At 53.7% G+C, this 22,327-nt stretch carries 16 protein-coding genes; 10 read left to right on the forward strand and 6 right to left on the reverse strand.

Going from position 1 to position 22,327, the window contains the following annotated elements:
• Positions 1–502: 502 nt before the first annotated feature.
• Positions 503–1,735, forward strand: a complete 1,233-nt coding sequence (locus tag ACQ4M4_RS02630) for a DUF2927 domain-containing protein (RefSeq protein ID WP_430682900.1) — start codon at positions 503–505, stop codon at positions 1,733–1,735.
• Between the two features lie 372 nt (positions 1,736–2,107).
• On the opposite strand, the gene ACQ4M4_RS02635 is transcribed toward ACQ4M4_RS02630, so the two are convergent.
• On the reverse strand, positions 2,108–3,178 hold the full coding sequence (locus ACQ4M4_RS02635) for an SH3 domain-containing protein (RefSeq protein ID WP_430682901.1): 1,071 nt from the start codon (positions 3,176–3,178) through the stop codon (positions 2,108–2,110).
• A gap of 522 nt (positions 3,179–3,700) precedes the next feature.
• On the opposite strand from ACQ4M4_RS02635, the gene ACQ4M4_RS02640 reads away from it, so the two are divergent.
• Both ACQ4M4_RS02640 and ACQ4M4_RS02645 read left to right on the forward strand, forming a co-directional pair.
• Positions 3,701–4,456, forward strand: a complete 756-nt coding sequence (locus ACQ4M4_RS02640) for a histidine phosphatase family protein (RefSeq protein WP_430682902.1) — start codon at positions 3,701–3,703, stop codon at positions 4,454–4,456.
• A 563-nt stretch (positions 4,457–5,019) separates the two neighbouring features.
• Complete coding sequence (locus tag ACQ4M4_RS02645) at positions 5,020–5,886, forward strand: hypothetical protein (RefSeq protein WP_430682903.1); 867 nt, start codon at positions 5,020–5,022, stop codon at positions 5,884–5,886.
• 129 nt (positions 5,887–6,015) lie between these two features.
• On the opposite strand, the gene ACQ4M4_RS02650 is transcribed toward ACQ4M4_RS02645, so the two are convergent.
• Both ACQ4M4_RS02650 and ACQ4M4_RS02655 read right to left on the reverse strand, forming a co-directional pair.
• A complete protein-coding gene (locus ACQ4M4_RS02650; protein ID WP_430682904.1) occupies positions 6,016–7,221 on the reverse strand; it encodes a lipid-A-disaccharide synthase-related protein in 1,206 nt (401 codons plus the stop codon).
• A 117-nt stretch (positions 7,222–7,338) separates the two neighbouring features.
• Complete coding sequence (locus ACQ4M4_RS02655) at positions 7,339–8,706, reverse strand: UDP-N-acetylmuramoyl-tripeptide--D-alanyl-D-alanine ligase (RefSeq protein ID WP_430682905.1); 1,368 nt, start codon at positions 8,704–8,706, stop codon at positions 7,339–7,341.
• A gap of 343 nt (positions 8,707–9,049) precedes the next feature.
• On the opposite strand from ACQ4M4_RS02655, the gene ACQ4M4_RS02660 reads away from it, so the two are divergent.
• From ACQ4M4_RS02660 to ACQ4M4_RS02680, 5 genes are all read left to right on the forward strand, one after another.
• Positions 9,050–10,345: a hypothetical protein gene (locus ACQ4M4_RS02660; protein ID WP_430682906.1), complete on the forward strand. Its 1,296-nt coding sequence runs from the start codon at positions 9,050–9,052 to the stop codon at positions 10,343–10,345.
• Between the two features lie 239 nt (positions 10,346–10,584).
• A complete protein-coding gene (gene rpsU / locus ACQ4M4_RS02665) occupies positions 10,585–10,764 on the forward strand; it encodes a 30S ribosomal protein S21 (protein ID WP_430682907.1) in 180 nt (59 codons plus the stop codon).
• Between the two features lie 137 nt (positions 10,765–10,901).
• A complete protein-coding gene (locus ACQ4M4_RS02670; protein ID WP_430682908.1) occupies positions 10,902–12,434 on the forward strand; it encodes a DUF697 domain-containing protein in 1,533 nt (510 codons plus the stop codon).
• A gap of 7 nt (positions 12,435–12,441) precedes the next feature.
• Positions 12,442–12,903, forward strand: a complete 462-nt coding sequence (locus ACQ4M4_RS02675; protein ID WP_430682909.1) for an SRPBCC family protein — start codon at positions 12,442–12,444, stop codon at positions 12,901–12,903.
• A 166-nt stretch (positions 12,904–13,069) separates the two neighbouring features.
• Positions 13,070–15,643, forward strand: a complete 2,574-nt coding sequence (locus tag ACQ4M4_RS02680; RefSeq protein WP_430682910.1) for an alpha/beta fold hydrolase — start codon at positions 13,070–13,072, stop codon at positions 15,641–15,643.
• 172 nt (positions 15,644–15,815) lie between these two features.
• On the opposite strand, the gene ACQ4M4_RS02685 is transcribed toward ACQ4M4_RS02680, so the two are convergent.
• Together ACQ4M4_RS02685 and ACQ4M4_RS02690 are read right to left on the reverse strand one after the other, a co-directional pair.
• Positions 15,816–17,633 carry an aspartate kinase gene (locus ACQ4M4_RS02685; protein WP_430682911.1) on the reverse strand — a complete coding sequence of 606 codons (1,818 nt, stop codon included), beginning with the start codon at positions 17,631–17,633 and terminating at the stop codon, positions 15,816–15,818.
• 156 nt (positions 17,634–17,789) lie between these two features.
• Positions 17,790–18,737 carry a hypothetical protein gene (locus tag ACQ4M4_RS02690; RefSeq protein ID WP_430682912.1) on the reverse strand — a complete coding sequence of 316 codons (948 nt, stop codon included), beginning with the start codon at positions 18,735–18,737 and terminating at the stop codon, positions 17,790–17,792.
• Between the two features lie 315 nt (positions 18,738–19,052).
• Between ACQ4M4_RS02690 and ACQ4M4_RS02695 the strand changes: the two genes are divergently transcribed.
• Complete coding sequence (locus ACQ4M4_RS02695; protein ID WP_430682913.1) at positions 19,053–19,448, forward strand: DUF4278 domain-containing protein; 396 nt, start codon at positions 19,053–19,055, stop codon at positions 19,446–19,448.
• Between the two features lie 89 nt (positions 19,449–19,537).
• Here the strand turns inward: ACQ4M4_RS02695 and ACQ4M4_RS02700 are convergent, their stop codons facing one another.
• Positions 19,538–20,218 (reverse strand): MBL fold metallo-hydrolase, encoded by a 681-nt coding sequence (locus ACQ4M4_RS02700; RefSeq protein WP_430682914.1) that lies wholly within the window; start codon positions 20,216–20,218, stop codon positions 19,538–19,540.
• Between the two features lie 560 nt (positions 20,219–20,778).
• Here ACQ4M4_RS02700 and ACQ4M4_RS02705 point away from each other — a divergent pair.
• Entirely contained in the window at positions 20,779–22,290 is a 1,512-nt protein-coding gene (locus ACQ4M4_RS02705) for a site-2 protease family protein (protein ID WP_430682915.1), read from the forward strand.
• Positions 22,291–22,327 lie beyond the last annotated feature (37 nt).

A 22,327-nucleotide genomic window follows, 5' to 3' on the forward strand; every position in this document is an offset into this window, starting at 1 on the left:
TTTACCGTTTAACAGCTTAGCGCAAGAGCATTCGCTCACATCATTCCACCCGATCAATTCGTGACAATCTCCGCATCAAGACTCGTACCTCACCACGAAGTGCATCCAGCATCACATCCCCATGCCCCCAACTTCTTCTATGCTGATAGGACTTACGCACCTCATACGGAAAAACCAGGGGGTTGAACGATTTTTGGGGCGCTAAGCGCCCCAAAAATCGTTCAACTGCATAAGTCCTGTATTCAAGCAACCACAACAGCTCAAAATGCGGTATTGTGACTGCAATTCAGCCCGACCATGCTAGATTAGTACGCATGTTCTATCTCAAGTCAGAACATGGCCTTAGCTCACCCTCCCATCTGCACTGTTTTGGGTCTTTTCGATCTATCCTGATCCACAAATTTTGGGGTTGGAGGTTAGTTGGAAAAGCTGCGAGGGAACCCTGACGATCATGCTTCAGTCAACTGACTCACCCGATCATTCTCAGCCATACCGCATCGCTATGAGTAAGGTTCAGCCGCAACACCCACCCCATGCTCGCCGCAAAATTACGCCCTTCACCCTGGCAAAAGCTTTACTGTTTGCTGGACTTTGCTACACGGTGCCCGCTGCTTTAGCACAACCCTACGTTAATCGCGCTCCCTATTCGCCAACGAGCAACAGCTACAGCGCCGTCACAAGCATAACGGCCCAGCTCACATCCCGCGACCCGTCTTCGTGGATTAACGTGCGCACAACGCCATCGACTCAAGGCATTGTGGCCTTTGTGAGCTATCCAGGCGAACAGGCTACCGTAATACGGCAAACGCTGGGTGCAGACTCCTACACGTGGTATCAATTGCGGTTTAACCGAACGGGCCGAGAAGGATGGGTACGCGGGGATTTGGTTCAGGTATTTGGGCGATCGCCCAATACATCCCCCAATCCAAACGTTGCAGCCAGTTTTCCGCCGGCACAGGCGATGCCCGTCGCCCAACCAATTCAGCAGACCCAACCCACCCCTATATTTCCTGCCCCTAGCCAGCCCGTTGCTCAGCCTGTAGAAAATAACGGTTTTAGGTTTCCAGGCTCTCAGCTGTTTTCCCGTTTGTTTGGCGGGCGGAGTGAGGCCCCTACAGCAACCCCCGAGCAAATTATTGATTATTTTGCGGAAGTGGCTTTGGGCTCGGAGTTTGGCGGCAATAGCAACATTCGAAAGTGGGAATCAGATCTACGGATTCAGTATTATGGCAACCCAAGCCAGGAAGACCTCAACACCTTGCAATCCGTGATTCGCGAGCTGAATGACTTGATGGATTTGGCGGGTTCCTCGGTTAGGCTCAGCCTGGTCAATAGCAATCCCAACGTTCAGATTTATTTTGTGCCAGAGGCCAATTTCCGCCAATACGAGCCTAACTACATTCCACGAAACCTTGGGTTCTTTTGGGCTCGGTGGAATGGCAACGCAATTGGCAGCGCTCGCATTTTGATCAGCACAACAGGAGTGACGCAACGAGAGCGATCGCACCTCATTCGCGAAGAATTAACCCAATCCATGGGGCCAATGCGCGATTCGTATCGCTATGCCGACAGCATCTTCTTCCAACGGTGGACCGATACAACCGAATACTCTGGGATGGATCGAGCCGTCATTACCATGCTGTACCGTCCCGAAATTCGATCGGGCATGAACCGCGCAACGGCGATCGCCACCTTGCAGCAAATTCTGCCACAGCTCATGGCGGCTCAGCAGTAACCCCCCTGCCGGAAACATGGAACACTCCGTCGCACAACGTTTCCTGCCTCAAACGAACATTCGTGCGGGAGATTCAGGCGTGGAGTTAATCTCACGTGAGTTGTGGATAAGCTGAAGTGCCCATTTTTGTGTGCGCGTTGCGCACGCAAAAATGGGCTTTTCTGAGGTTTTCGCGGCGCGAAAACCTCAGAAAAGCCCTTAACCGAAACTGACGTTAATCTCCATTTCCAGGCCAACAAAACAGGGCGAGAAGTTCTCGCCCTGTTGCATTTGACCATATGCCAAAACGGCACATCATCTTTCGAGATTTAGAGAAATTTTAGAGAAATGGCGCAGATTTTAACGTGCAGCCAGCTCCCTCTTTCGCGTGGCTTAGTAGAAATAGACCCAATCTAGGGAAACCCAGCCACCGCCAGAAATCCGCCCCCAGCCTGCATAGGTTTCAACAATGTTGAGGGACTCACCACTGTAAACCTCGTAGAGGACGCCGTAGCCAGTGCTAGGGCCGCTCCGCACCGCAAGGGAACCTCCATTGGTGGAGACCACAGCATTGCCGCCGCCACCGCCACCGGGATTACCACCACCGCCACCAAAACCTTCTACAGTCCAGGAGCTAGAGATCCAACCGCCGCCCGAGATGTTGTACCAACCGCCCGATGCGCCAACCACTTGCACGGTTGCTCCATTCGCTAGGTAGTACAGGGCGCCGTAGCCAGTGCCAGGGCCAGAGCGAACCGTGAGTTCGCCACCATTGGTAGACACCGTCACAAAGTCGGGGCCAGCGCCATCATCACCAGGGATGCCGCCACCACCACTGCTGCCGCCACTGCTCAGCCAATCCATCGAGACCCAGCCACCGCCAGAAATGCGGCCCCAGCCTGCATAGGTTTCTGTGACAGAGACGTAGCTGCCGTTCGACAAATAGTCAATCGCTGCATAGCCAGTGCCAGGGCCAGAGCGAACGGTCAGGGCACCGCCGTTGGTTGACACATAGTAGTTACCACCGGGTTCACCGCCACCGCCGCTGCCGCCACCATAGCAATCCATCCCGATGGCATAGGGGCTGTTAGAGTCTTCCGGATCGGCCAAACTGAGCGCTGCGGCAGTTGATGGGCCAACGGTACCGTCTGCCGACAAGCCACGACCAGCCTGAAAACCAGCCACAGCTGATTCGGTAGCAGGGCCAAATACGCCATCCACACCAATGTCGTATCCGTTGTTGCGGAGAGCAGTTTGAACGCTGCTAACAGCGGCGCACACATCACCCCGACCGACTACGGCCTGAGCTTCGGGAGCTGCGCCCAATACCGCGGAGGCAACCACAGCGGTAGAAAGCGTACCTAGCCAGATTGAGCTAGGAATCTCAAAGCTGACCTGAATCGTAGGGGCTGGATTCGGATCTTCGTAGACGATCGCAGCATGTGTAAAGGCTAATGTTTCCATAGAGCTCCTCACTCGCTTAGTAGGAGTTTAGATGTAGGTTAGACGAGACATGAACAGCATGTTCCAGCACTAGAGAGAGCAATCTTGTATCTAGAAGAAACTAGATTGAAAGGGGATTCAAATCAAAGATTGCTTTAAGAAGTGAGTGCTCTCTCTCAAATTCCAGATCAGGAATTTCACTGATTCATCTGCTTTCAGAATTATGCTACGAAATCCCCAAAAAAGAAAAGTACCCTTCTTATTACCCTGTTTTCTTCAGTCTGGGCGATCGCGATTTTGAGCACATTTATCTTTACAAGAAAGCACTATACAATATCTCAATAAATGCCTACGATCTAGCCCCAGCAAAGACCATAGAGTTCTAAAAATATTTTTTAGTATCAGAAAATAAATATTTTTGATGTGAAAATTCTTTGAATTTTCCGATCTCAACAACTAGATATCGTGTGTAAGCGCAGGCACAAGTTATCGTTTCAATCTGTAAAGAATATTGAGTTCGTTTTTCGTATAGCAGAAGAATCTATGAAACTTCTAAAGATAATGTTTGTTCGACATGGACAATCAACTGGCAATCTTCAGAAACAGATGCAGGGAAATGCCGATTTTGAATTAACCGCAGAGGGGCGACAGCAAGTAGAAAAGTTGGCGGCTCAGTTAATTGAGGAAGGTTGGCAGCCTACCCACATTTACACGAGTCCGGTCAAACGGGCTGTACAAACCACCGAAGTGCTAATGGCGCACTTTTTAGCGGAGGAGTTTCCAACGACGGTAAGTGATTGGATTGGGGGCGAAGTGACGGCTCCGCTGGACTGGGTAGCAGCATCGGGCGATCGCGGTCCCATTGAGCTGCACTATGCCGAAGAGGTTTGCGAGTTCAAGAATGGCTTGTTTGAGGGATTGACCTGGGCTGAGGCAAAGGCCCAATATCCCGAATTGTGTACTGCCCTAGAAACGAATTTGGAATGGATTCCCATTCCTGGGGCAGAAACCCTCATCGATGCACGAGAGCGCAGCAGAAAGTTCATTCATTACCTGTTGGATCGGCATCAGAACGGCGATCGCGTTTTGGTGATAACCCATAGTTGGATTTTGCAGCATTTGGTTGCCGAACTATTGGGGTGCAATCGCTCGTGGCGATTTAGCTCTGGCAATACAGCCGTGTTTGAATTTTGGATTGAGCGAGCGCGCTGGCACACCCAGGATGTGAACCGCTACAACACAGACCTATGGCAAATTCGCCGCTTCAACGATTGCCGTCACCTCAGCACTATGACCTAACCAGAGGCCATCCGGTTCTGCTCTACCGTCGGCCAGTTCCCTTCAGCTCAGTTTGGTTGTGTTTCACAGTTGTGGATGTGTGTGGTAGCAGGGCGGTGGAGTCGCCCTGCTACCACACACATCCACGTGTCTAGAACATTACCGTCAGTTCGGTTAAGTTTTTTATGGACTCCAGGAATGCCACCAGTCCGTTTCCTTGCAAGGCCCAAATTTCTCGCGGAACTTGGGTGCAAAACCAAAGACCCCAATTATTTTCGACCATCCACTTGTGGAGCAGAGGTCAAGGATTTGTTGGGCATTGAGTGAGGCTTTCAAGGTTGAGCAGAGGGCAGAGCGCGATCGCCAAATCCTGACCCAACAAGCGATACAGCCCTCATGTTGCCCCCTCCTGCGCCAGTCGCAGACATCAATCTTAGGGTGCCTTGTGTTTAACGCATCACGTATCATGAGATGCGTTATTGTTAATGGTTATCAGGAGCGTGTTAGACCCCATTTTTTCTTTTTTCACAGTCGTAATTTAGAAATTGATCGGGGCCTTACCAACCACAATTACAAAGCCAACCATGGTCAATCCAATCGTACATTCCACCATTGATAACGTTGCACGGCAGGCTCGCCAAGGCAGTGTATCCGCCATTATTCAAATTTTGAATGAAAAGCTAGCGGACTCTGGCGTGAGAACTCGTGCCATGTTGGATGATGGCATGTTGCAGCTATTGTGCGAGGCCGCAACTCCAGAGCAGCTTGAGCAAACCACGCTGGTTGAGCGCATTCGGCATATGCTGGAGGCGATCGCCCCACGGAATATTCGCCGCATTAACATCAACAGCCGTATTGTGCGAGAACAGCAGCTTCTATGGCTGGACGAAATTAAGCGCGATCCGGCAGGCCAACTTTTATGGTCACAAGAAATTAAACTGGCACAGCCGAATCCCTTCAAACGGATGATAGAGGATCGCAAACTATCCAAGCTAGATGCCATGATGGATGTGCCCAAGCCCATGGCGAACGATAAGCCAGATAATCGGCAGTTCTGGCGCGGTATCTTGGTTGGTGGAGCCAGTTTAGGACTATTACTCATTTTGGTTGGATGGGCAGTCACCGATTGGCTCGGGGTAGATTTGCGATCTGCGCTGCTGGGTTCAGAAACCGAGGCTCCTGCTCCTGCCACGCCGACGCCTCCTGCGGCCACTCAGCCCGATCCATTTGTGCAGGCTGTGCGCTTGGCTGAGCAGGCGGCTCTCGATGGCCAAACGGCATCGACACCAGCTGAGTGGCTTGAAATTGCCAGCCGTTGGCAGCGTGCCTCCGATTTAATGTCGCAGGTTCCCGCAGATGATCCTCGCGGTCCTACGGCGCAGGATAGGACAGGAGCCTATGCGGCCAACAGCCGTGCAGCCCTGCAACGAGCAGAAGACCTGGGGCAGTAATTTCTAGGCTCTCTAGGCTCATTAGATCTATGGCTTTTAGGCGATCGCCTAAAGCTTGTGCTGCTGGTCAGCGATTGCCTTCTGCGAGAGAGCCTTATATCCTCAGCCCGAATGGCTGCACGGTAGAGCCTAGCCCAGGCGCGATCGCAAACATTCGGCAATTCGAGCAGCAGCTCCTGGCTTGCCCATACGCCGTTGCCCATTTTCGGCAATGAGGTGCAGCCGATCGGGATCTTGCAGCAAATCGCTCACAACTTGAGCCGTCCGCGAAGGCTGTTCCACCAAAATCACCGATGGGCCCAGCAGTCGCGTTTGGGCTTCGGCAAAGGCCGGAGTGAATTGGGGTCCTTCTCCTGGAAAAATGATGGCCGGTTTGCCCAACCCAACAAACTGCTCAGTTGCCGTACCCGCCATGGCGATCGCCAAATCGGCAAGATGTAGGCAATCGCCAAAGTGTGGGGTCAGCGTAAGACTGGCATTGGTGCGAATGAACGTGTTGGAGTCGGCGGTGGCTTGCCAACCGTACGTGACCAACGCTTGCTTCAACGGTTCCCAGTCAATGGACGGGGCGATCGCCCCAAAAAATCGCAGCTTTTTGGCCATGGGTAAACATAGGCTATCGACCCCTTGCAGCATGTGCCGCCAGTTGGCATAGGCCTCGGGCGGACGAGAGCCCGGCAGCAGCACAATGCTCAGCATAGAAGCCCCATCGCTTTGCAGCACGCCCGATGGTTCCAGTCCATCCATCATGGGATTGCCCAAATCAAACACAGGCAAGTTCCACTCCCGCAGTTGCTCGCTGGTAATGCTGTCGCGGGGAAACACCGCCTTGCAGCGAGGGCGCGACATGAGCCACCGTTCCCAGGGCAAATAGTCGGACTTGCGCCAACTTTCCATACGATCCGCCCAGGTGGCCCGTGGCAGAACTCCCGCCTCATCGCGCAGGTAATAGTCCGACTTGGCTGTGCCAATAAAGGCATAGGGCGCACCGCTATACCAGGCAAATAACAGCGGCACAATGTCGCCCACGGCCAAAATACTGCCTCCCTGCTTGGCCCAAATTTTGACCGATCGCAGTTGGGATAAGGTGAGCGATAGCAAGCCACCGCGCAGATCACGAGCCAATTGGCGACTATCCATGTAAATAAAGCCGCCAGAAGGTAGCCGCTTGGCGGGGCCAATGATGGGAATGTTGGCCTGAGCGAAACCGTGACCTTCTCCCACCAAGGGCAAGGCGTAAATTTCGGGAGGATCGGGCTGTTGCTGCAAGTGCTCTAAAACGCGAAGGGCGATCGCGTCTTCACCATGACCATTGCTAAGGCAGAGTAACTTCATCACGATTCGGGCCGAATCTGCAAAGCTAATGATAACTCGCCAATCATGCAACGGCAGGCTGAACCATTGGTCGTCACCCCAAATTTCAGAGCGATAATCAGCAACACCAGCCGCCGCTTATGAGGAGACTGTGGCTCGGTAGCGATCGCCAAATTGCTGCACCACCTGATCCAACCCCACCGCACGGGATGCTTTGAGCAGAATGCGATCGCCCGGTTGCACCAGTTCTAGCAAGTGGTTCACAACATCGGCATGGGTTTGGCAAATGGTGGTGGGCAGAGGGGCAGCCCCTGCAGCCATGGCGTCTTGCTCGGCTGCATCGGCCAAAATCAGCAGATGATCAATACCAGCGGTGCAGGCAGCAGCCCCCACCTGATGATGAAACTCGGGGGAGCGATCGCCCAGTTCCTTCATGGTGCCCAACACCGCAATTCGCCGCTGAGCGGGCATTTCGGCCAAAAGCTGTAGCGAGGCCAGCATGGATTCCAGCCCAGCGTTATAGGTTTCGTCCAACAGGACAACGTTCTCAGGCAGGGCCACCTGTTTGGCTCGACCCTGGGGCAATTCCACCTGCAGGTGAGTCAGTGCCGCCCAATCAATGCCCACTTCTCGGGCGATCGCCAATGCCGCCAAAAAGTTGAGCGCGTTGTGGCGACCTGGCAACGGCAGCGTAAACGACATCTCCTCAACCACCAGAGTGGTGGCATCCACGAGATGTCCCCGCAAGTCGCCCTGCTGCAACCCATAGCGAACGGTTTTGCCCGACCATATTTGTGCAGCAGTATCGAGCAACAACGGATTGTCGGCATTTAAGACCGCAACGCCAGTCGGCTTCAGCTCGGCCAGGAGTTCACATTTTGCATTGGCGATCGCCTGTTCAGAGCCCAAGCGACCAATGTGTGCCGTACCCACGTTGGTAATCACAGCAATATCGGGTTGGGCAATCTGGGTCAGCAGGGCAATCTCGTTGGGGCCGCGCATGCCCATTTCCACCACAGCAAACTGGTGCACCTCTGGATCAATTTCCAGCAGCGTTTTGGGTACGCCAATCTCGTTGTTGAAGTTGGCCTGAGTTTTCAGCACGGAGCCAGCGGTTTCCAGCGCTGCCGCAATTAGCTCCTTGGTTGTGGTTTTTCCCACGGAACCTGTCACCGCAATTACAGGTCTAGAAAATTGCTGCCGCCACCATCGCCCCAAGGCTTGATAGGCCACCAGGGTATCGGCCACCTGCAGCAGCGGCAACGGGGCACTCTGCTCTGACTGACGAGAGACGATCGCCGCGATCGCACCCTTGTCACGGGCTACATCCAAAAATTCATGCCCATCAAAGCGATCGCCCTGCAAAGCCAAAAACACATCTCCCGGCTGCAAATTTCGGGTATCGGTTGTGATTCGGTGAATGACCTTGCTGCCCAGGTCGCCCGACCAATCACCAACCTGAGCGGCGATCGCCTCGACCACATCTTTCAACTCAACAACAGCCATTTTCAAGCCACCACATAAAATTCACACGGAACTCATAAGAGCATCCGTAAATTTACTAAATCTTGATTTGGTTGTGACTGAGGTCACAACTCCGCTAACAGGAAGCCCTGTAATATCGTATACAGAGTATTACCGTCAAGACTCCACAGACCCCACATTTTCCCAACATTCAATCGGTTCACCCAATGGAATGATTTTAGAGTGCGGGTTTCCATTCACCATCTTTCCACAGAAGTTTGAGGCTTAATGCCCCTCACAAAGCTTCCAAACTTGAGTAAATGAGCCTTATGGCTTAACCTTATTCATCGTACTTGTACTTAGTGCACAGGGCAGGAGTGCTGACGTGGTTGCAGCCATATCCAATCCTTACAATCGACAAATTACCCTCGAAGAGCAGAAGCTGTACGATCACTTGCTCTACTGGATCGATATGGAATCGCCCGAAGATATGCTGGAGCGATTCTATGCCCTTTTTATCGATGGCTCTCAGTACCCCGATGCGGAAATTGCCCAAGCACTGCACAAGGTTGTCAACTCCAGAACAGCCTATGTCGAGTTTCGCTATGTGCTCAATCGATGCTGCCATATTCTGATTAACCGTTGGCAAACTCGGGCGTCTAGTTTGCCTGCTGTGCTCGACCTAATCAGCATGTTTGAAGAGGTGCCCATCGCAGCCGGAAGCCAACCGCAGCGATCGCGCACCGTACAGCGTCAACGAGAGTTGCTGCGCCGCTTTTTTGAAACTGAGCAGTATCAAACCTTGTGCCGCTTGGCCCAAGTCCTCAACCAAACGGTCGAGTCGGCCGCCTACAGTGGCAATCGGCCTCTAGGTTCCCTCATCCGTCGATACCCCTATTTGTACGAATACTGCCTGCTCAGCGAAGACTGCACTAGCGAACAGCAGCACACTGTCAAGCAAATTCAAACCAATATGCAGCGCAAGTTTGAGATTGACTTGTCGCAATACATTACGTATCAGGTACGTCGCGCCCAGAGCGATCGCGACATCTTGCTCCATCCCAACACCACAACTTGCCGTGTGATTCAGCCAGTGGCCAACCCCACCCTCCTCTCCGATGAAGACTTTAACCACGCTATCAAGCATTACGTAGGTCGGGTCGATGGCTCTCGTACCTACAAAGACCTGGCCCATGGCTTCCTCATTCACAGTGCCCATCGGCAAACCTTCCGCTCCTTCAAGGATGACCTCTACGAGTACATCACCGCATCGGTTGACTCTGCCTACGGCAAACGCCAGTTCAACCAACAGCTCCACACCTTCCTGCAAGGACTCCTTCCCGAAAGCAACTATCAAGATCTCGATGATTTCTTGATGGTGCGAACCTGTAGCCAGCTCTTTAACTTTCTGGTGGTTGATAGTCCCAAACAGCCCAATCACTATCTGTTTATCGACCTCATCACCAACTTAGGCCCTGTTTTAACAACAGGCATCCTGCTGAAGATCCTATTACTGTGCCGTCGCGTTAAGCCTGCACTTGAGCGTCGATTCTCGATTCTCTTTAGCCACTATGAAAGCTATACGCGGGATGCCGTGCAGTGGCTCGTAGTCGCATTAGAAAATCTCCATGTTGCGCTGAGTACGCATTTTGGGTCTGTCGATGTTTCGTTGATTCGCTAACGATTCATTTGGTAAAATATTGCCTGGATTGCTAACCTGGTTTTTACGAGCTCCCTCTATTAAACAAATAGTGCTACCTTGCTTAGAACCTAAGGGTTGTAGTCAGGTAGCCAGTCCATAGAGTTAGCTAAATCAAACATCTTCAGCTAGCCAAGCTTCACCTCGCTTGCGAGAGCCTAGGCAGTTGGGTTAATGTCGAATTTGTCCCAATATTTAAGTCTTTCAAGGAGTGTTTCAGCATGACCCAAGTGGTCTTAGGAGAAAACGAAGGAATCGAGTCTGCCCTGCGTCGATTTAAGCGTCAAGTTTCTAAGGCTGGTATCCTAGCCGATGTTAAGAGTCATCGCCATTTCGAGACTCCAATCGAAAAGCGGAAGCGGAAAGCCATCATGGCGCGGCGCAAGCGTCGGTTTCGTTAAGCTGGCTCGCTGAATTTTCAAACTCCTCAGGTCGTTTTGTGCTCTGTTTCTCAATGGCTCGTTTCTCCAATAGTCGTTGGAAATCGTTAGTATTGAGCCAGAACAGCCCCTGAGGAGTTTTTCGTTGGAGATTTGATTTGGTTTCGTCTGTGCCTCAGCCCAATCGCCCCGATCGCCCAACCCCACCATCTCAAACAACCCCATCAGCCTCTCGTGGCTTTGCCGAACAGGATCTGGACGAAGCGATGGCGGGGTTTCGCGATATGGTGTCGGACTTGAACTACCAGCAGGCACACGAGGCATTGCGAGAACTGGTAGACTCCCTGGACTTAAGCCAGCGTGAGCGCTCAGGTTTGGATGCAGAGCTCACTCAGCTAAATCTGCTGATGGCGAAGCTAGAGCAGCAAGTTATCCAAATCGCAGTCTTTGGCATGGTGGGACGCGGAAAGTCGTCGTTGCTCAATGCGCTGCTGGGTCAACAAATTTTTGAAACGGGGCCAACCCATGGCGTGACCCAGTCCATTCACTCTGCCAACTGGGCCATTCAAGAAGAGTCGGTGGTGGGCAGCGATCGCAACATTGTGCGAGTAGCGTTACCGAGTGTGGGTGGAGCCCAGGTAGAACTGGTCGATACCCCCGGCATTGACGAAGTGGATGGCGAGAGCCGGGAGTTTTTGGCCAAGGAAGTGGCCCAACAGGCCGACCTGATTTTGTTTGTGGTGGCGGGCGATATTACCCGGGTGGAGTTTGACGCACTGACCGCACTGCGGCAGGCTAGCAAGCCCATGGTGCTAGTACTGAACAAGGTGGATCAATACCCCGATGCCGATCGCCAGGTAATTTATCAAAAGATTCGTGATGAGCGGGTGCGATCGCTTCTTTCACCCGACGAAATTGTGATGGCCTCTGCAGCGCCCATTACTGCAACGGCCGTTCGTAAGGCGGATGGGACAACCACCGTACGCATGAACCGATCTCAGCCACAGGTCGATGAACTCAAACTCAAAATTTTGGAGCTGCTGCATCGAGAAGGAAAGTCGCTCGTGGCGCTCAACTCCATGCTGTACGCCAATGATATGAACGAACGCATTGTGCAGCGCAAAATGGACATTCGCGATCGCAGCGCCAATCAAGTCATTTGGAGTAGTGTCCTCACCAAATCGGTGGCGATCGCGCTCAACCCCCTCATGCTGGTCGATGTTTTGAGCAGCGCCACCATCGACATCGCCATGATCGTGGCCCTCTCCCGGCTATACGGCTTGCCCATGACCCAAAAAGGCGCGCTAGGACTGCTGCAAACCATAGCCCTTGGCCTGGGGGGCATCACCGCCAGTGAATTGCTCGTTACACTAGGGCTAAGCTCTCTCAAAACTCTGTTTGCTGGAGCCGCACCGATTTCGGGCGGGCTGTCGCTCGCGCCCTATGCATCCGTAGCGGTGACTCAGGCGGCGGTAGCGGGCGTTTCTTCCTACACCATTGGGCAGGTGGCCAAAACTTACCTCGCTAACGGTGCATCCTGGGGGCCTGATGGCCCCAAAACCGTGGTTCACAATATCTTAGAATCGCTGGACGAAACTTCTATTTTGAATCGGATTAAAGATGAACTTTGGGCAAAGCTGGACCTTCAATCTCGGCATCGCGAAACCCTCGAAACGGAAGAGTCGCAGTAGAAGCCGCATGACCTCGCATCAAGTGTTTGAGCAAACTGTACAAATTAAGGCCAGCGCCACCGCTGTCGAGCAGTGCTTTACGGATCTCACGCTCATGCACCGTTGGTTGAATCCGGCGCTACGCTGTGAACCTGTAGGAGACTGGAGCACGGAAATTGGTGGCCAAAGCCGCTTTGTGATTCAAGTGCCTTTGGTGCAGCCTGTCCTCCACAATGTGGTTGTTGAACGAGAGCCAGGGCTGATTGTGTGGCAGTTTGATGGATTCTTTAAGGGGCGCGATCGCTGGGAGTGCCAGCCAACAGAGCAGGGTACCAGCCTCATCAACCGTTTTGAATTTCAAATTCCCAATCCAGTTGTGCGCTACGGGTTCAATGCGTTTGCGGCAACGTGGACCAAGCAAGACATGCAGGCACAGCTGCGCCGTCTTAAGCGGGTTGCCGAAGAGGTGTATCAACGATTAAGCGACTAACGATTGAGTAAGGGCGGGCATCTATCCTTTTTGGTTCATGGTGTTTTGGTTGCTGAATCACGCACCTTCGTGCTTAGCATGACTGCCGTTCGTAACCTTTAAGCTGCGAGCTTACCTGAGAGTTCAATGCGGATATTGCAAATTGTGGCTGTAACGAGGATTGTCCATGGTTGGTTTTCTGAGGCCAATTTTGCCCACGCTAGCACGGGGAGCACTGGTGGGCTGGTTGGTCGGAGCCGGCCTAGCGGCCCTGGCTTTTCTACCTAAGCCAGTTCAAGCCGCCGAGCAGATTCGCCTAACCCTATCCATCCTAGAGTTGACCCTGTCGCTCGACTCGCTAGAGACCTACGCCGAAACTGGAGAAATTACGGGCGATCTGCGCTTTTATGCCCGTTTTTTGAACGATCAAGAAAAGGCCGACCTGCGGCAGTTTTTGCAGCAGCGTTTTGATGTGTCACCGCAGGTAGTGTCCCAAATTTTCTATTCGCAAATTGGGGAACGCACGCTTCAGGAATTGGGAGAGATCGTTCGTACCGACACGAACCGCAGCGGATTTAGTGCCCTGCGGGGTGCCTTCATTTTGGCGGCGAGCGATCCCGATGGGCTGTCGGTTCTCAACATTATTCGACGCTACCCCAGTTACAGCATTCGGCTGAATGGTGAGCAGCTTCTAGCGTTGCGGCAAGAGTTTGTGACGCTGCTGAACTATCGGGATGCGGCAGTGGAGGCGATCGCCCAGGAGAGCGCGACAGAAACCACAACGCCTGTATCGATCCCCACGGATTTGCCGGACATCAGGCTACCGGGGCCAAACCGAATTTTGCGGCGCACGTTGGAATTTCGGCGCGATCGCCAAACGTTGCAGGGCACCCCGATTGAGCGACCATTTGATGTGGATTTGTTCCTGCCGATTGGGCGCACCAGTCCCGCTCCGGTGGTGGTGATCTCCCATGGGCTGGGATCAACCCGAGGAGCTTTTTCTTACCTGGGTGAGCATCTAGCCTCCCATGGGTTTGCCGTGGTGATCCCCGACCACATTGGCAGCGGTGAGCAAGCACGCGAGGCTTTGCTGTCTGGCATTTTGGGCAGCGAGATCAATCCGGTTGAGTTTATCGATCGCCCGCTGGATATTCAATACATGCTCGATGAGCTGGAACGGCGATCGCAGAGTGATCCCAGCTTGCAGGGCCGCATGGATTTGCAAAATGTTGGCGTGATTGGTCATTCCTTTGGTGGGTACACGGCTTTGGCCCTGGCGGGTGCACCGCTTAATATTCCCCGGTTGCGCCAGGTGTGTGAGCAGCCCGTTTTTTCGCTCAATGCTGCTCCCATTCTGCAATGCACCGCCAGCCGTTTGCCGCAGTTTAGCTATCCGCTGGCCGATCCGCGCGTGCGAGCCACAGTTGCCATCAGCCCCATTACCAGCGTTGCCCTGGGGCCAGAAGGTATGAGCCAAATTGAGGTGCCGACCTTCATCATTGCGGGCAGCAATGACTTTATTGCCTCCGTTGTGCCAGAGCAAATTCATCCGTTTTTATGGCTCGACACCCCGACAAAATACCTAGCACTTATGGTGCCGAGCGGCCACACCAGCGCCGACAACACGCCAACCGACAACGCTGCCACCAACGAGCTAGGAGAACTGCTATCCGGGCCAGATCCTCGGTTAGGTCGGGAATATATTCGCGCCTTGACTCTGGCGTTTATGCAAACTCATTTAGCCAACCAGGCAGAGTATGCCGATTACCTGTCGGCCAACTATGCTCAATCCATTTCGCAAGAACCGTTAACCCTGAATCTGGTGCGATCGCTCACGGCGGAACAAATCGAAACGGCCTACGGTGGCCCAGCGCCCATCCCAGTGATCCCAGCCTTGCCCAACCTCGCCACTCCAACGGCCAATCCCACTCTGGATCAAATTGCCGAAACGGGAGTCTTGAATGTGGCGATTCGCCCGGATGCGCCGCCGTTTGGCCAGGTTAGCGCCAGCGGCAACCTAACCGGGTTTTGTACCGACCTGCTGAATGCGTTTGCTGCCGATCTCACCCAACAGTTGGAGCGCCCCGTTCAGGTGAATGCGATCGCCTCAACCCTCGATAATCGCTTTGAGCTGGTGCGCGATCGCACGGTACAGGTGGAATGTGGCCCCAACAGCATTCGCACCAATGGCGAAAACGTGGCGTTTTCCACTCCCTTCTTTTTAACAGGAACTCACTTGCTCATTCGCACTGGCGATGAGGAACGCGTGAATCCGTTCTCGAACCTGCGCGGCATCCGCGTTGGAGTGCAGGCCGAATCCATTACTCAGCAGTTTTTGCAGCAGCGTTATCCCGAAGCCCAGGTGATTGGCTTTGATGGGGTCGATGGTCGGCGTCAGGGCATTGAGGCATTTCGGCAGGGTGCGATCGACACGTTTGCCAGCGATGGCATTTTGCTGCTAGCGGAAGCTTCACGCCAAAACTTGCCCACTAGCCAAGTCCGCCTTGCTCCCAATACACCACTCACCTGCGATCCCTACAGCATGATCTTGCCTGAGGGCGATCGCGAATGGGAAACAACCGTCAATCAGTTCATTGGCACCCCGGCATTTCAGCAAGTTTGGGATCGCTGGTTTGGCCAAGAGCTGTATCCCTACATCTTCCTCAATCTTGATTTTTGCGCGACCGATCCCAACGCCACATCAACCACTGCGTCAGCTATGCAGGGCGATCGCCCAATTCAGCCCGCTGAGACCCAATAAGTCGCTCAAGTGAGCAGGTTCAAAACACAGGTGGTGTTTGCTGTGCTAACGTCAGTTTGGATTAAGGACTTTTCCAAGGGTTGCGCGACGCGCAACCCTTGAAAAAGTCCAGTTTATCCCCAATTCACGTTGTGCTAGCAAACACCACCTGTTGATAGGGAACCAAACACCCTTACGCTGGAACTTCGATGCGTTCGGAGCCGGATAAGCCAAAGGCCGCATGGACAGCCTGTAATGCACGTACGCCCTCCTCCTCGGACACGACGCAGCTCACCTTAATTTCTGAGGTGGCGATCATGTGAATGTTGATGTGGTCGCGGGCGATCGCCTCAAACATTTGCGCGGCGACGCCCGGACGGCCCATCATGCCCACTCCCACAATGCTGACCTTGGCGATCGCCGTATTCACCGTCACTTCACCCCAGCCAAACTCCGATTTGGATTGCAGCAGCAGCTCACGGGCAGCTTCCGCATCCATTTGCGCCACAGTAAAGGCAATGTCGCGGGTGGCGACTTCATCAATCCAGCGGCAGCGCTGCGACTGAATGATCATGTCGACGCTAATGTTGTGGTCGGCCAGCAAACGGAACAGCCGTGCTGCCATACCGGGGCGATCGGGAACTTGGCGAATGGCAAGTTGTGCCTGATTGCGATCGAGCGCAGCACCCCGTACCGGAAGCGTTTGGTCATCGGCGGTGCGAGTTTTGGTGCCCAAGTGGCTTGGCGATGAGTTCACATCAAATGCAGCACACAGCGCAGAAATGGCGCGATCGCAGTCCGACTCAGCAATGGTGCAGCTCACCTGCACTTCCGAGGTGGAAATCATTTCGATATTGACCCCCGCTGCTGCCAGGGTCTCAAACATTTGCGCCGCCACACCCGGACGACCAATCATGCCTGCTCCCGAAATGCTGACCTTGGCAATGGAGCGTTCCACCATCACCTCGGCCTCGCCAGCAACCGGATCGGAGGTGGAGCGTAACGCTGGAGCGATCGCCGAGGCAACCGCTTCTGCCCGATTCAGCGACGGTTTGGTGACCGTAAACGCAATATCGTTGGAGTTGCCTTCGTGAATGGACTGAATGATTAAGTCCACATCCAGCTCTTGTTGGGCAATCTCGCGGAACAAACGGGCGGCAATTCCGGGACGATCGGGAATGCGGAGCATCGCCACCTTCGCCTGATCCGTATCAAAGCCCACCGCATCGACGGGATGTGCAATTTCCAATCCCACCAGTGGACGGGGCTGCGGCTGCGGCGACACCACCTTCGTCCCGGGATCATCCGTCCAGCTGGATCGCACCACCAGGGTGACCCCGTAGTTGCGGGCAATTTCTACCGCACGGGGATGCAGCACCTTGGCCCCCAAGCTGGCCAGCTCCAGCATCTCATCCGATGTAATTTCACTCATGAGTTGGGCATCGGGCACCAGCCGGGGATCAGCGGTCAAGATACCGGGCACATCCGTATAAATTTCGCAGGCATCGGCTTTGAGCGCCGCTGCCAACGCCACCGCCGAGGTATCCGAGCCACCTCGACCCAACGTGGTAATTTCAAAATCAGTCAGGCTGCTAATGCCCTGAAAGCCAGCGACCACAACCACTTCGCCTTTTTGCAAGTGCCGCTGCATTCGCTCGGTTTCAATGCTGAGGATGCGGGCGCGGGTGTGGGTAGCCTCGGTGACAATGCCCACCTGAGCCCCCGTGAGCGACACGGCAGGCTGCGATAGCTCTTGTAGCGCCATCGACAGCAGCGCAATCGTCACCTGCTCGCCTGTCGACAGCAGCATGTCCATTTCGCGGCGGCTGGGATTTTTGGAAATATCGTTTGCCAGCTTGACCAAGCCGTCGGTGGTTTTGCCCATGGCCGAAACCACCACCACCACCGAATGCCCCGCCTCGACCGTTTGCTTCACTCGTTGCGCCACAGCCTGAATGCGCTCTACCGTGCCGACCGAGGTGCCCCCATATTTTTGAACAATTAATGACATGATCCCAACTCACTGGCTTCGACCCGTCTTGGAGCGGTGCGGCTCGAACCATGAACGCGCAAAAAGGCCGGGGAAGCGAAAACGACTGACCTCAACTAACTTATCAGATTTGGGCCTCAGATTTGGCACTGCCGCCGCCGCATGATGCAGCTCAACTTACAGCGATCGCACGTAAAAGGGCAATATACCCAGCGCCAGATATAGCAAAATGCCGCCCCATTGGCTGAGGCTTCGCGCAGCGATCGCCCACAATTTGCTCAAGGTGCTAAGAAATCGCCACGCCACAAATACCGCCGCTGTGAGCAGCAGTAAAACGGCGATCGCCACCGGAATCATCACCTCAATGAGCGTCGCTGCTGCCAGCGCCACCAGCGCCATCAGCCACAAACCCACCAACCATGCCACAATCTCGCGTTGGCGTAGAGCCTTGACTGTTGCTGGGGTTGGGCGATCACTTTCCGGATCAGCATCGATCTCAGCATCCGATTTAGGCAAAGGCAACCGCAGCCGCATCGCCAGTTCGGCTGTGGCCCCATTGAGAAAGCACACCAGCAAAAAAATTCCCACCCTGGTCACCGGATACACTCCCGAAAGCCGCCACTCGCAGCCCAACGCAAACACGGCGACCAAGCCCACCGCCACACCTCGCTGCGCCAATGCCAAAAACGGTCGTGCCTTGGGAGGAATCGGGAGCAACCGTTCATGCCGCACAAGCCAGAAAAAGCCCCAAATCAGCATCATCAGCCCCAACAGGGTCCATCCCAGTGGAATTGTGAGCCCCAACTGCACCAACCCCGATCCCACGGTTAGAATACCGAGTTCTTGTGGCGTGACAAAGCCAGCCTGGGTTGGGCTGTAAATGCGCTGTGGACGCACCGATCGATAGCTCTGCAAAATGCGAGCAATCTGAAACTGCACCATAAACAAGAAGGCACACACTCCCGCCGGAATGGCTGCGATCGCCAAATAGGGAGGCACAGGAGACGCCGCATCTCGCAGCAGCACTGAATAGCCAATCGCCGCAACGGCCAATACCCCCGCCAACACCAGGGCTGACACAACCGGAAAAACTTCGCGCTGATAGCGCAACCAGCGATGGGTCATGGGTCAACAATTCCTGACATGAATTCCTGACATGAATCGGCTTGTAGTCTGATTAACCAATGCAATCCAGCTCAACCGTGACTTCCCATCATAGGAGCGACGCGCCCCTGCTGAACAGGCGAAATGGGATTTTTGTTAAGCCAGAACCCATATTCGGTCAGTGATTGTCAATGATTTTAGGACAACAAAGGTAGATAGAACTTGATACTCTCTCTGACTAGGATTGAATTCAGCCCGCTCGCCACCCCGACCCTTACCTTCAATGAAAGTTAGCAGTACTATAAGAAAAACCTTTGGAAGACTTTGTCGTTACTTATGCTGAGCGATGTGTTAGAGGTTGGGCTAGTTGAGGGACTGATTGCCGTAGTCTTTTTTGGGCTTTGTGCGATCGCCAACTGGTATTTTCAGCGGCCTTATCCATCAGAGCGGGAGCTGGCTGATATTCTTGATCGCGTTGATTCGCCGAAGCGCACGATTCCCGACCATCTTACCTATCGTGGGGTTGCCTACACACCCAACGCGCCAGAGCTCGAAATTCTTCAGGATGAAGGGATGGGTCATTATCGCGGCACGCCTGTCCATTCCGTGCAAGCCTCAACTCAAGATACACCCAGGGTCGTGGTGCAGCTTACCTATCGCGGCGTTCCCTATGTTCAGCGCCAAAGCGAACCTACAGCTCAATCTCCATCGAGCGATCGCACTGACTCATAGGCAACCCCTTGATCCAGCTCGATCCAGTGCGTAATTTGGCCAATGCGTTGAACGAGATCTAGAGCAAAACCATTGGAGAATGGCCGACCTTACAACCCAGGCTGGGCCAAGCGTAACCCATCAAAATCCAACGTAGCGAGATAGAGGTAAGCTTGAGCGATCGCCCGCTTGCCGCGCAAAAAGCCAGTGTTCGCGCCAGGGCAAATGTAGGCCAGGGTATCGGGGCTATAGTCACTGAGCAGCCGCTGCACCTGCTTAAGTTGCCGCCACCAGTGAAAGGTTTTGGATAGGCGAAGGGGAACTGGCTCACCTTGTTGGTTTGGCAGCAAATGCCGCCCCGTAAATAGGACACCGCCGTGCTGCGCCCAGTACAGACAGGCCGAACCCGGCGTATGGCCTGGAGTCCAAAAGGCATAGGCAGTTTCGGTCAGCTCATACTTTTGCTCAAACGTGGTGAGGGTGAGGTTGGGCAGCAAGTACGCCTCTTGCTCCTGGATGACGACATGACAGCCCGTAGCTTGCTGAATTTCTTTGACTTGAGCGATCGCGCCACGATGGGTGAGCACCAGCCAACGCACGCCACCGAGCGCTTGCAGCTCAGCATGAACCGTGTCATCCCAGTTTGGGCAATCAATCAACACATTGCCCTCAGGCAATTGCAGCACATAAGCGGTGCCCCCCAGCGTATTGCGGTTGGGTGGAAAGGCAAACAGTCGATCCAAGACGGGTCGCAAAATTGAAGGTGCGGCAGAAGGCGCAAAATCAGTCATTCAATCGTTCAACTCAAGACAGCGATCCCTGGCGATGCCGTTTCATCGGTTGGGCTTTGATAGATGCTCACCCTATGGTCGCGATGCCCTATCTCCACCCGTTCAACAATCGGCATATCTCCAAACCATAAACCATATCAGGGCTCGGTGTCGGAATGCGCAACTCGTTTGAAGAAAATGGCGATCGCTCACATCCCAGACTGACCATTCCTTCACGAGAACGCCTGCACGAATGGATTTTTTGAAGTAGGAGTCATTGCGTAGCTCTGCCGGCATGACTCCTACAGGAGGTTTACTCAACCCCTGCCTAACCGCATTTATAAGATTCTGACAAAAGTTCAGCCCATTCACTTCCGCGCCTTTAGGGGAATGCAGCGACTCCAGAGAGAGACGTTAAGATGGGTAGAAGAGTCGCGCACATGCGTCACAATTTCTCCTAGAATGGCGCATTACCTGTGCGGTAATGCGGCCTTGTCAGCCACGAGAAGACTCCATTTTGACGACCCTAAAATGGGCGTGAGGGGTATCCGTTCAGAATTTCTTCTTTTGAGATCGGCAGCATGATACTTTGGCTACTCCTGCTAGGAGGTTTGGGAATTTTTACCTACATCATTGTGCAGCGCAGCGTTGCCCATGTAACGCGCACTCCGGTGTGGCTACTGTGGTTGGTCATGATGCTGCCTGCCCTGATTTGGACATTTTGGCTGCTGGCAAATGGGGAAGATGCCCAAATTCCAGTGCTGCTACTGTTGGGGCCATTTTTGGGCTGTCCCGTCCTGTACTGGCTGTTGATTCAATGGGGAAGACCCACCCCGCCGTTACCCGCCGAATCACACGCTTCCTCTTCACCAGAAGGGGTAGCGATCGCCAGTGCCGAATCAAAACCCACCATTAAGCCCATCAATCGCCAGGAAGAAGAAACGCTGCATCACTGCTTCCCGTGGACGGTGTTTTATTTGCAGAGTGTGGAATATTTACCGCAAGCGTTGATTTGCCGAGGCCAACTGCGTTCTTCGGCGGAGGTCGCCTACCAAACAGTTCGTGAAAATATTGAAACTCAGTTTGGCGATCGCTTTATGGTGGTGTTTCAAGAAGGACTGAACGGCAAACCGTTTTTTGCCCTGGTGGCCAACCCCCAGGCCCAGGCAACCGCCAAAACAGAACGGCGATCGCTCAATCGACCAGGGTTAGCGCTGGGGTTACTGTTGGCAACGCTGTTCACCACCACCTTGGCGGGTGTTGTGCTATCGGGCTTAGATCCCAACGAGTTTGCCAGTCGCACCTTGGTGACGATGGGGCTTCCCTATGCCCTGTCGCTCATGTCCATTTTGGGTGTGCATGAGTTTGCCCATTACTGGATGGCCAAGCGCTACCAAATTCGCACGACCTATCCCTATTTCATTCCGATTCCACCTACCGCGTTTTTTCCCTTTGGTACGTTTGGCGCATTTATTCAAATGCGATCGCCCGTTCCCCATCGAAAAGCCCTGTTTGACATTGGCATTGCTGGGCCTCTGGCTGGGTTTCTGGTTACAATCCCGGTCTTGTTTTGGGGGCTGGGGCTTTCCCAAGTGGTGGATGTCACGCCAGCGTTGACAGAGCAAGCAGGCCCTCCTGGATTCCTCAACTTTGAGCTGTTCAACCCCACAGCCTCCTTTTTCATCTTCTTGTTGGCAAAGCTGTCATTGGGTACTCAGTTGGGAGCCGAACAAGCTTTGAGGCTTCATCCGGTGGCGATCGCAGGCTGTATTGGAGTGATTGTTACCGCGCTGAACTTAATGCCCGTGGGACAGCTCGATGGCGGACACATTGTACATGCCATGTTTGGTCAGCGCACAGGCGCATTGATTGGCCAGGTGGCACGACTGCTGGTGCTGGCATTATCATTTGTGCAGCGAGAGCTATTGCTATGGGCAATTTTGCTCTTTTTTATTCCTGCTGTTGATGAGCCTGCATTGAATGATGTAAGTGAGCTGGATGATCGTCGCGATTTGTTGGGATTGGTGGCACTCGCGGTCTTGGTTTTGATTATTCTGCCAACTCCGCCCGCCATTGCACGAATTTTGTTCTAGACTTCTTTATCAACGAGCAATACAACGAGGTTCCATT

Origin of the sequence: Leptolyngbya sp. AN02str, from assembly GCF_050565595.1 — a bacterium.
Lineage (GTDB): Bacteria > Cyanobacteriota > Cyanobacteriia > Elainellales > Elainellaceae > Kaiparowitsia.

Excerpts from the sequence above, each read along its gene's own strand:
- ACQ4M4_RS02655 (WP_430682905.1), bottom strand. The coding sequence starts at position 8,706 with ATGGCTGTTGTTGAGTTGAAAGATGTGGTCGAGGCGATCGCCGCTCAG.
- ACQ4M4_RS02650 (WP_430682904.1), bottom strand. The coding sequence starts at position 7,221 with ATGAAGTTACTCTGCCTTAGCAATGGTCATGGTGAAGACGCGATCGCC.
- ACQ4M4_RS02675 (WP_430682909.1), top strand. The coding sequence starts at position 12,442 with ATGACCTCGCATCAAGTGTTTGAGCAAACTGTACAAATTAAGGCCAGC.
- ACQ4M4_RS02640 (WP_430682902.1), top strand. The coding sequence starts at position 3,701 with ATGAAACTTCTAAAGATAATGTTTGTTCGACATGGACAATCAACTGGC.
- ACQ4M4_RS02680 (WP_430682910.1), top strand. The coding sequence starts at position 13,070 with ATGGTTGGTTTTCTGAGGCCAATTTTGCCCACGCTAGCACGGGGAGCA.
- ACQ4M4_RS02645 (WP_430682903.1), top strand. The coding sequence starts at position 5,020 with ATGGTCAATCCAATCGTACATTCCACCATTGATAACGTTGCACGGCAG.
- ACQ4M4_RS02635 (WP_430682901.1), bottom strand. The coding sequence starts at position 3,178 with ATGGAAACATTAGCCTTTACACATGCTGCGATCGTCTACGAAGATCCG.
- rpsU (WP_430682907.1), top strand. The coding sequence starts at position 10,585 with ATGACCCAAGTGGTCTTAGGAGAAAACGAAGGAATCGAGTCTGCCCTG.
- ACQ4M4_RS02630 (WP_430682900.1), top strand. The coding sequence starts at position 503 with ATGAGTAAGGTTCAGCCGCAACACCCACCCCATGCTCGCCGCAAAATT.
- ACQ4M4_RS02690 (WP_430682912.1), bottom strand. The coding sequence starts at position 18,737 with ATGACCCATCGCTGGTTGCGCTATCAGCGCGAAGTTTTTCCGGTTGTG.
- ACQ4M4_RS02700 (WP_430682914.1), bottom strand. The coding sequence starts at position 20,218 with ATGACTGATTTTGCGCCTTCTGCCGCACCTTCAATTTTGCGACCCGTC.
- ACQ4M4_RS02685 (WP_430682911.1), bottom strand. The coding sequence starts at position 17,633 with ATGTCATTAATTGTTCAAAAATATGGGGGCACCTCGGTCGGCACGGTA.
- ACQ4M4_RS02695 (WP_430682913.1), top strand. The coding sequence starts at position 19,053 with ATGCTGAGCGATGTGTTAGAGGTTGGGCTAGTTGAGGGACTGATTGCC.
- ACQ4M4_RS02705 (WP_430682915.1), top strand. The coding sequence starts at position 20,779 with ATGATACTTTGGCTACTCCTGCTAGGAGGTTTGGGAATTTTTACCTAC.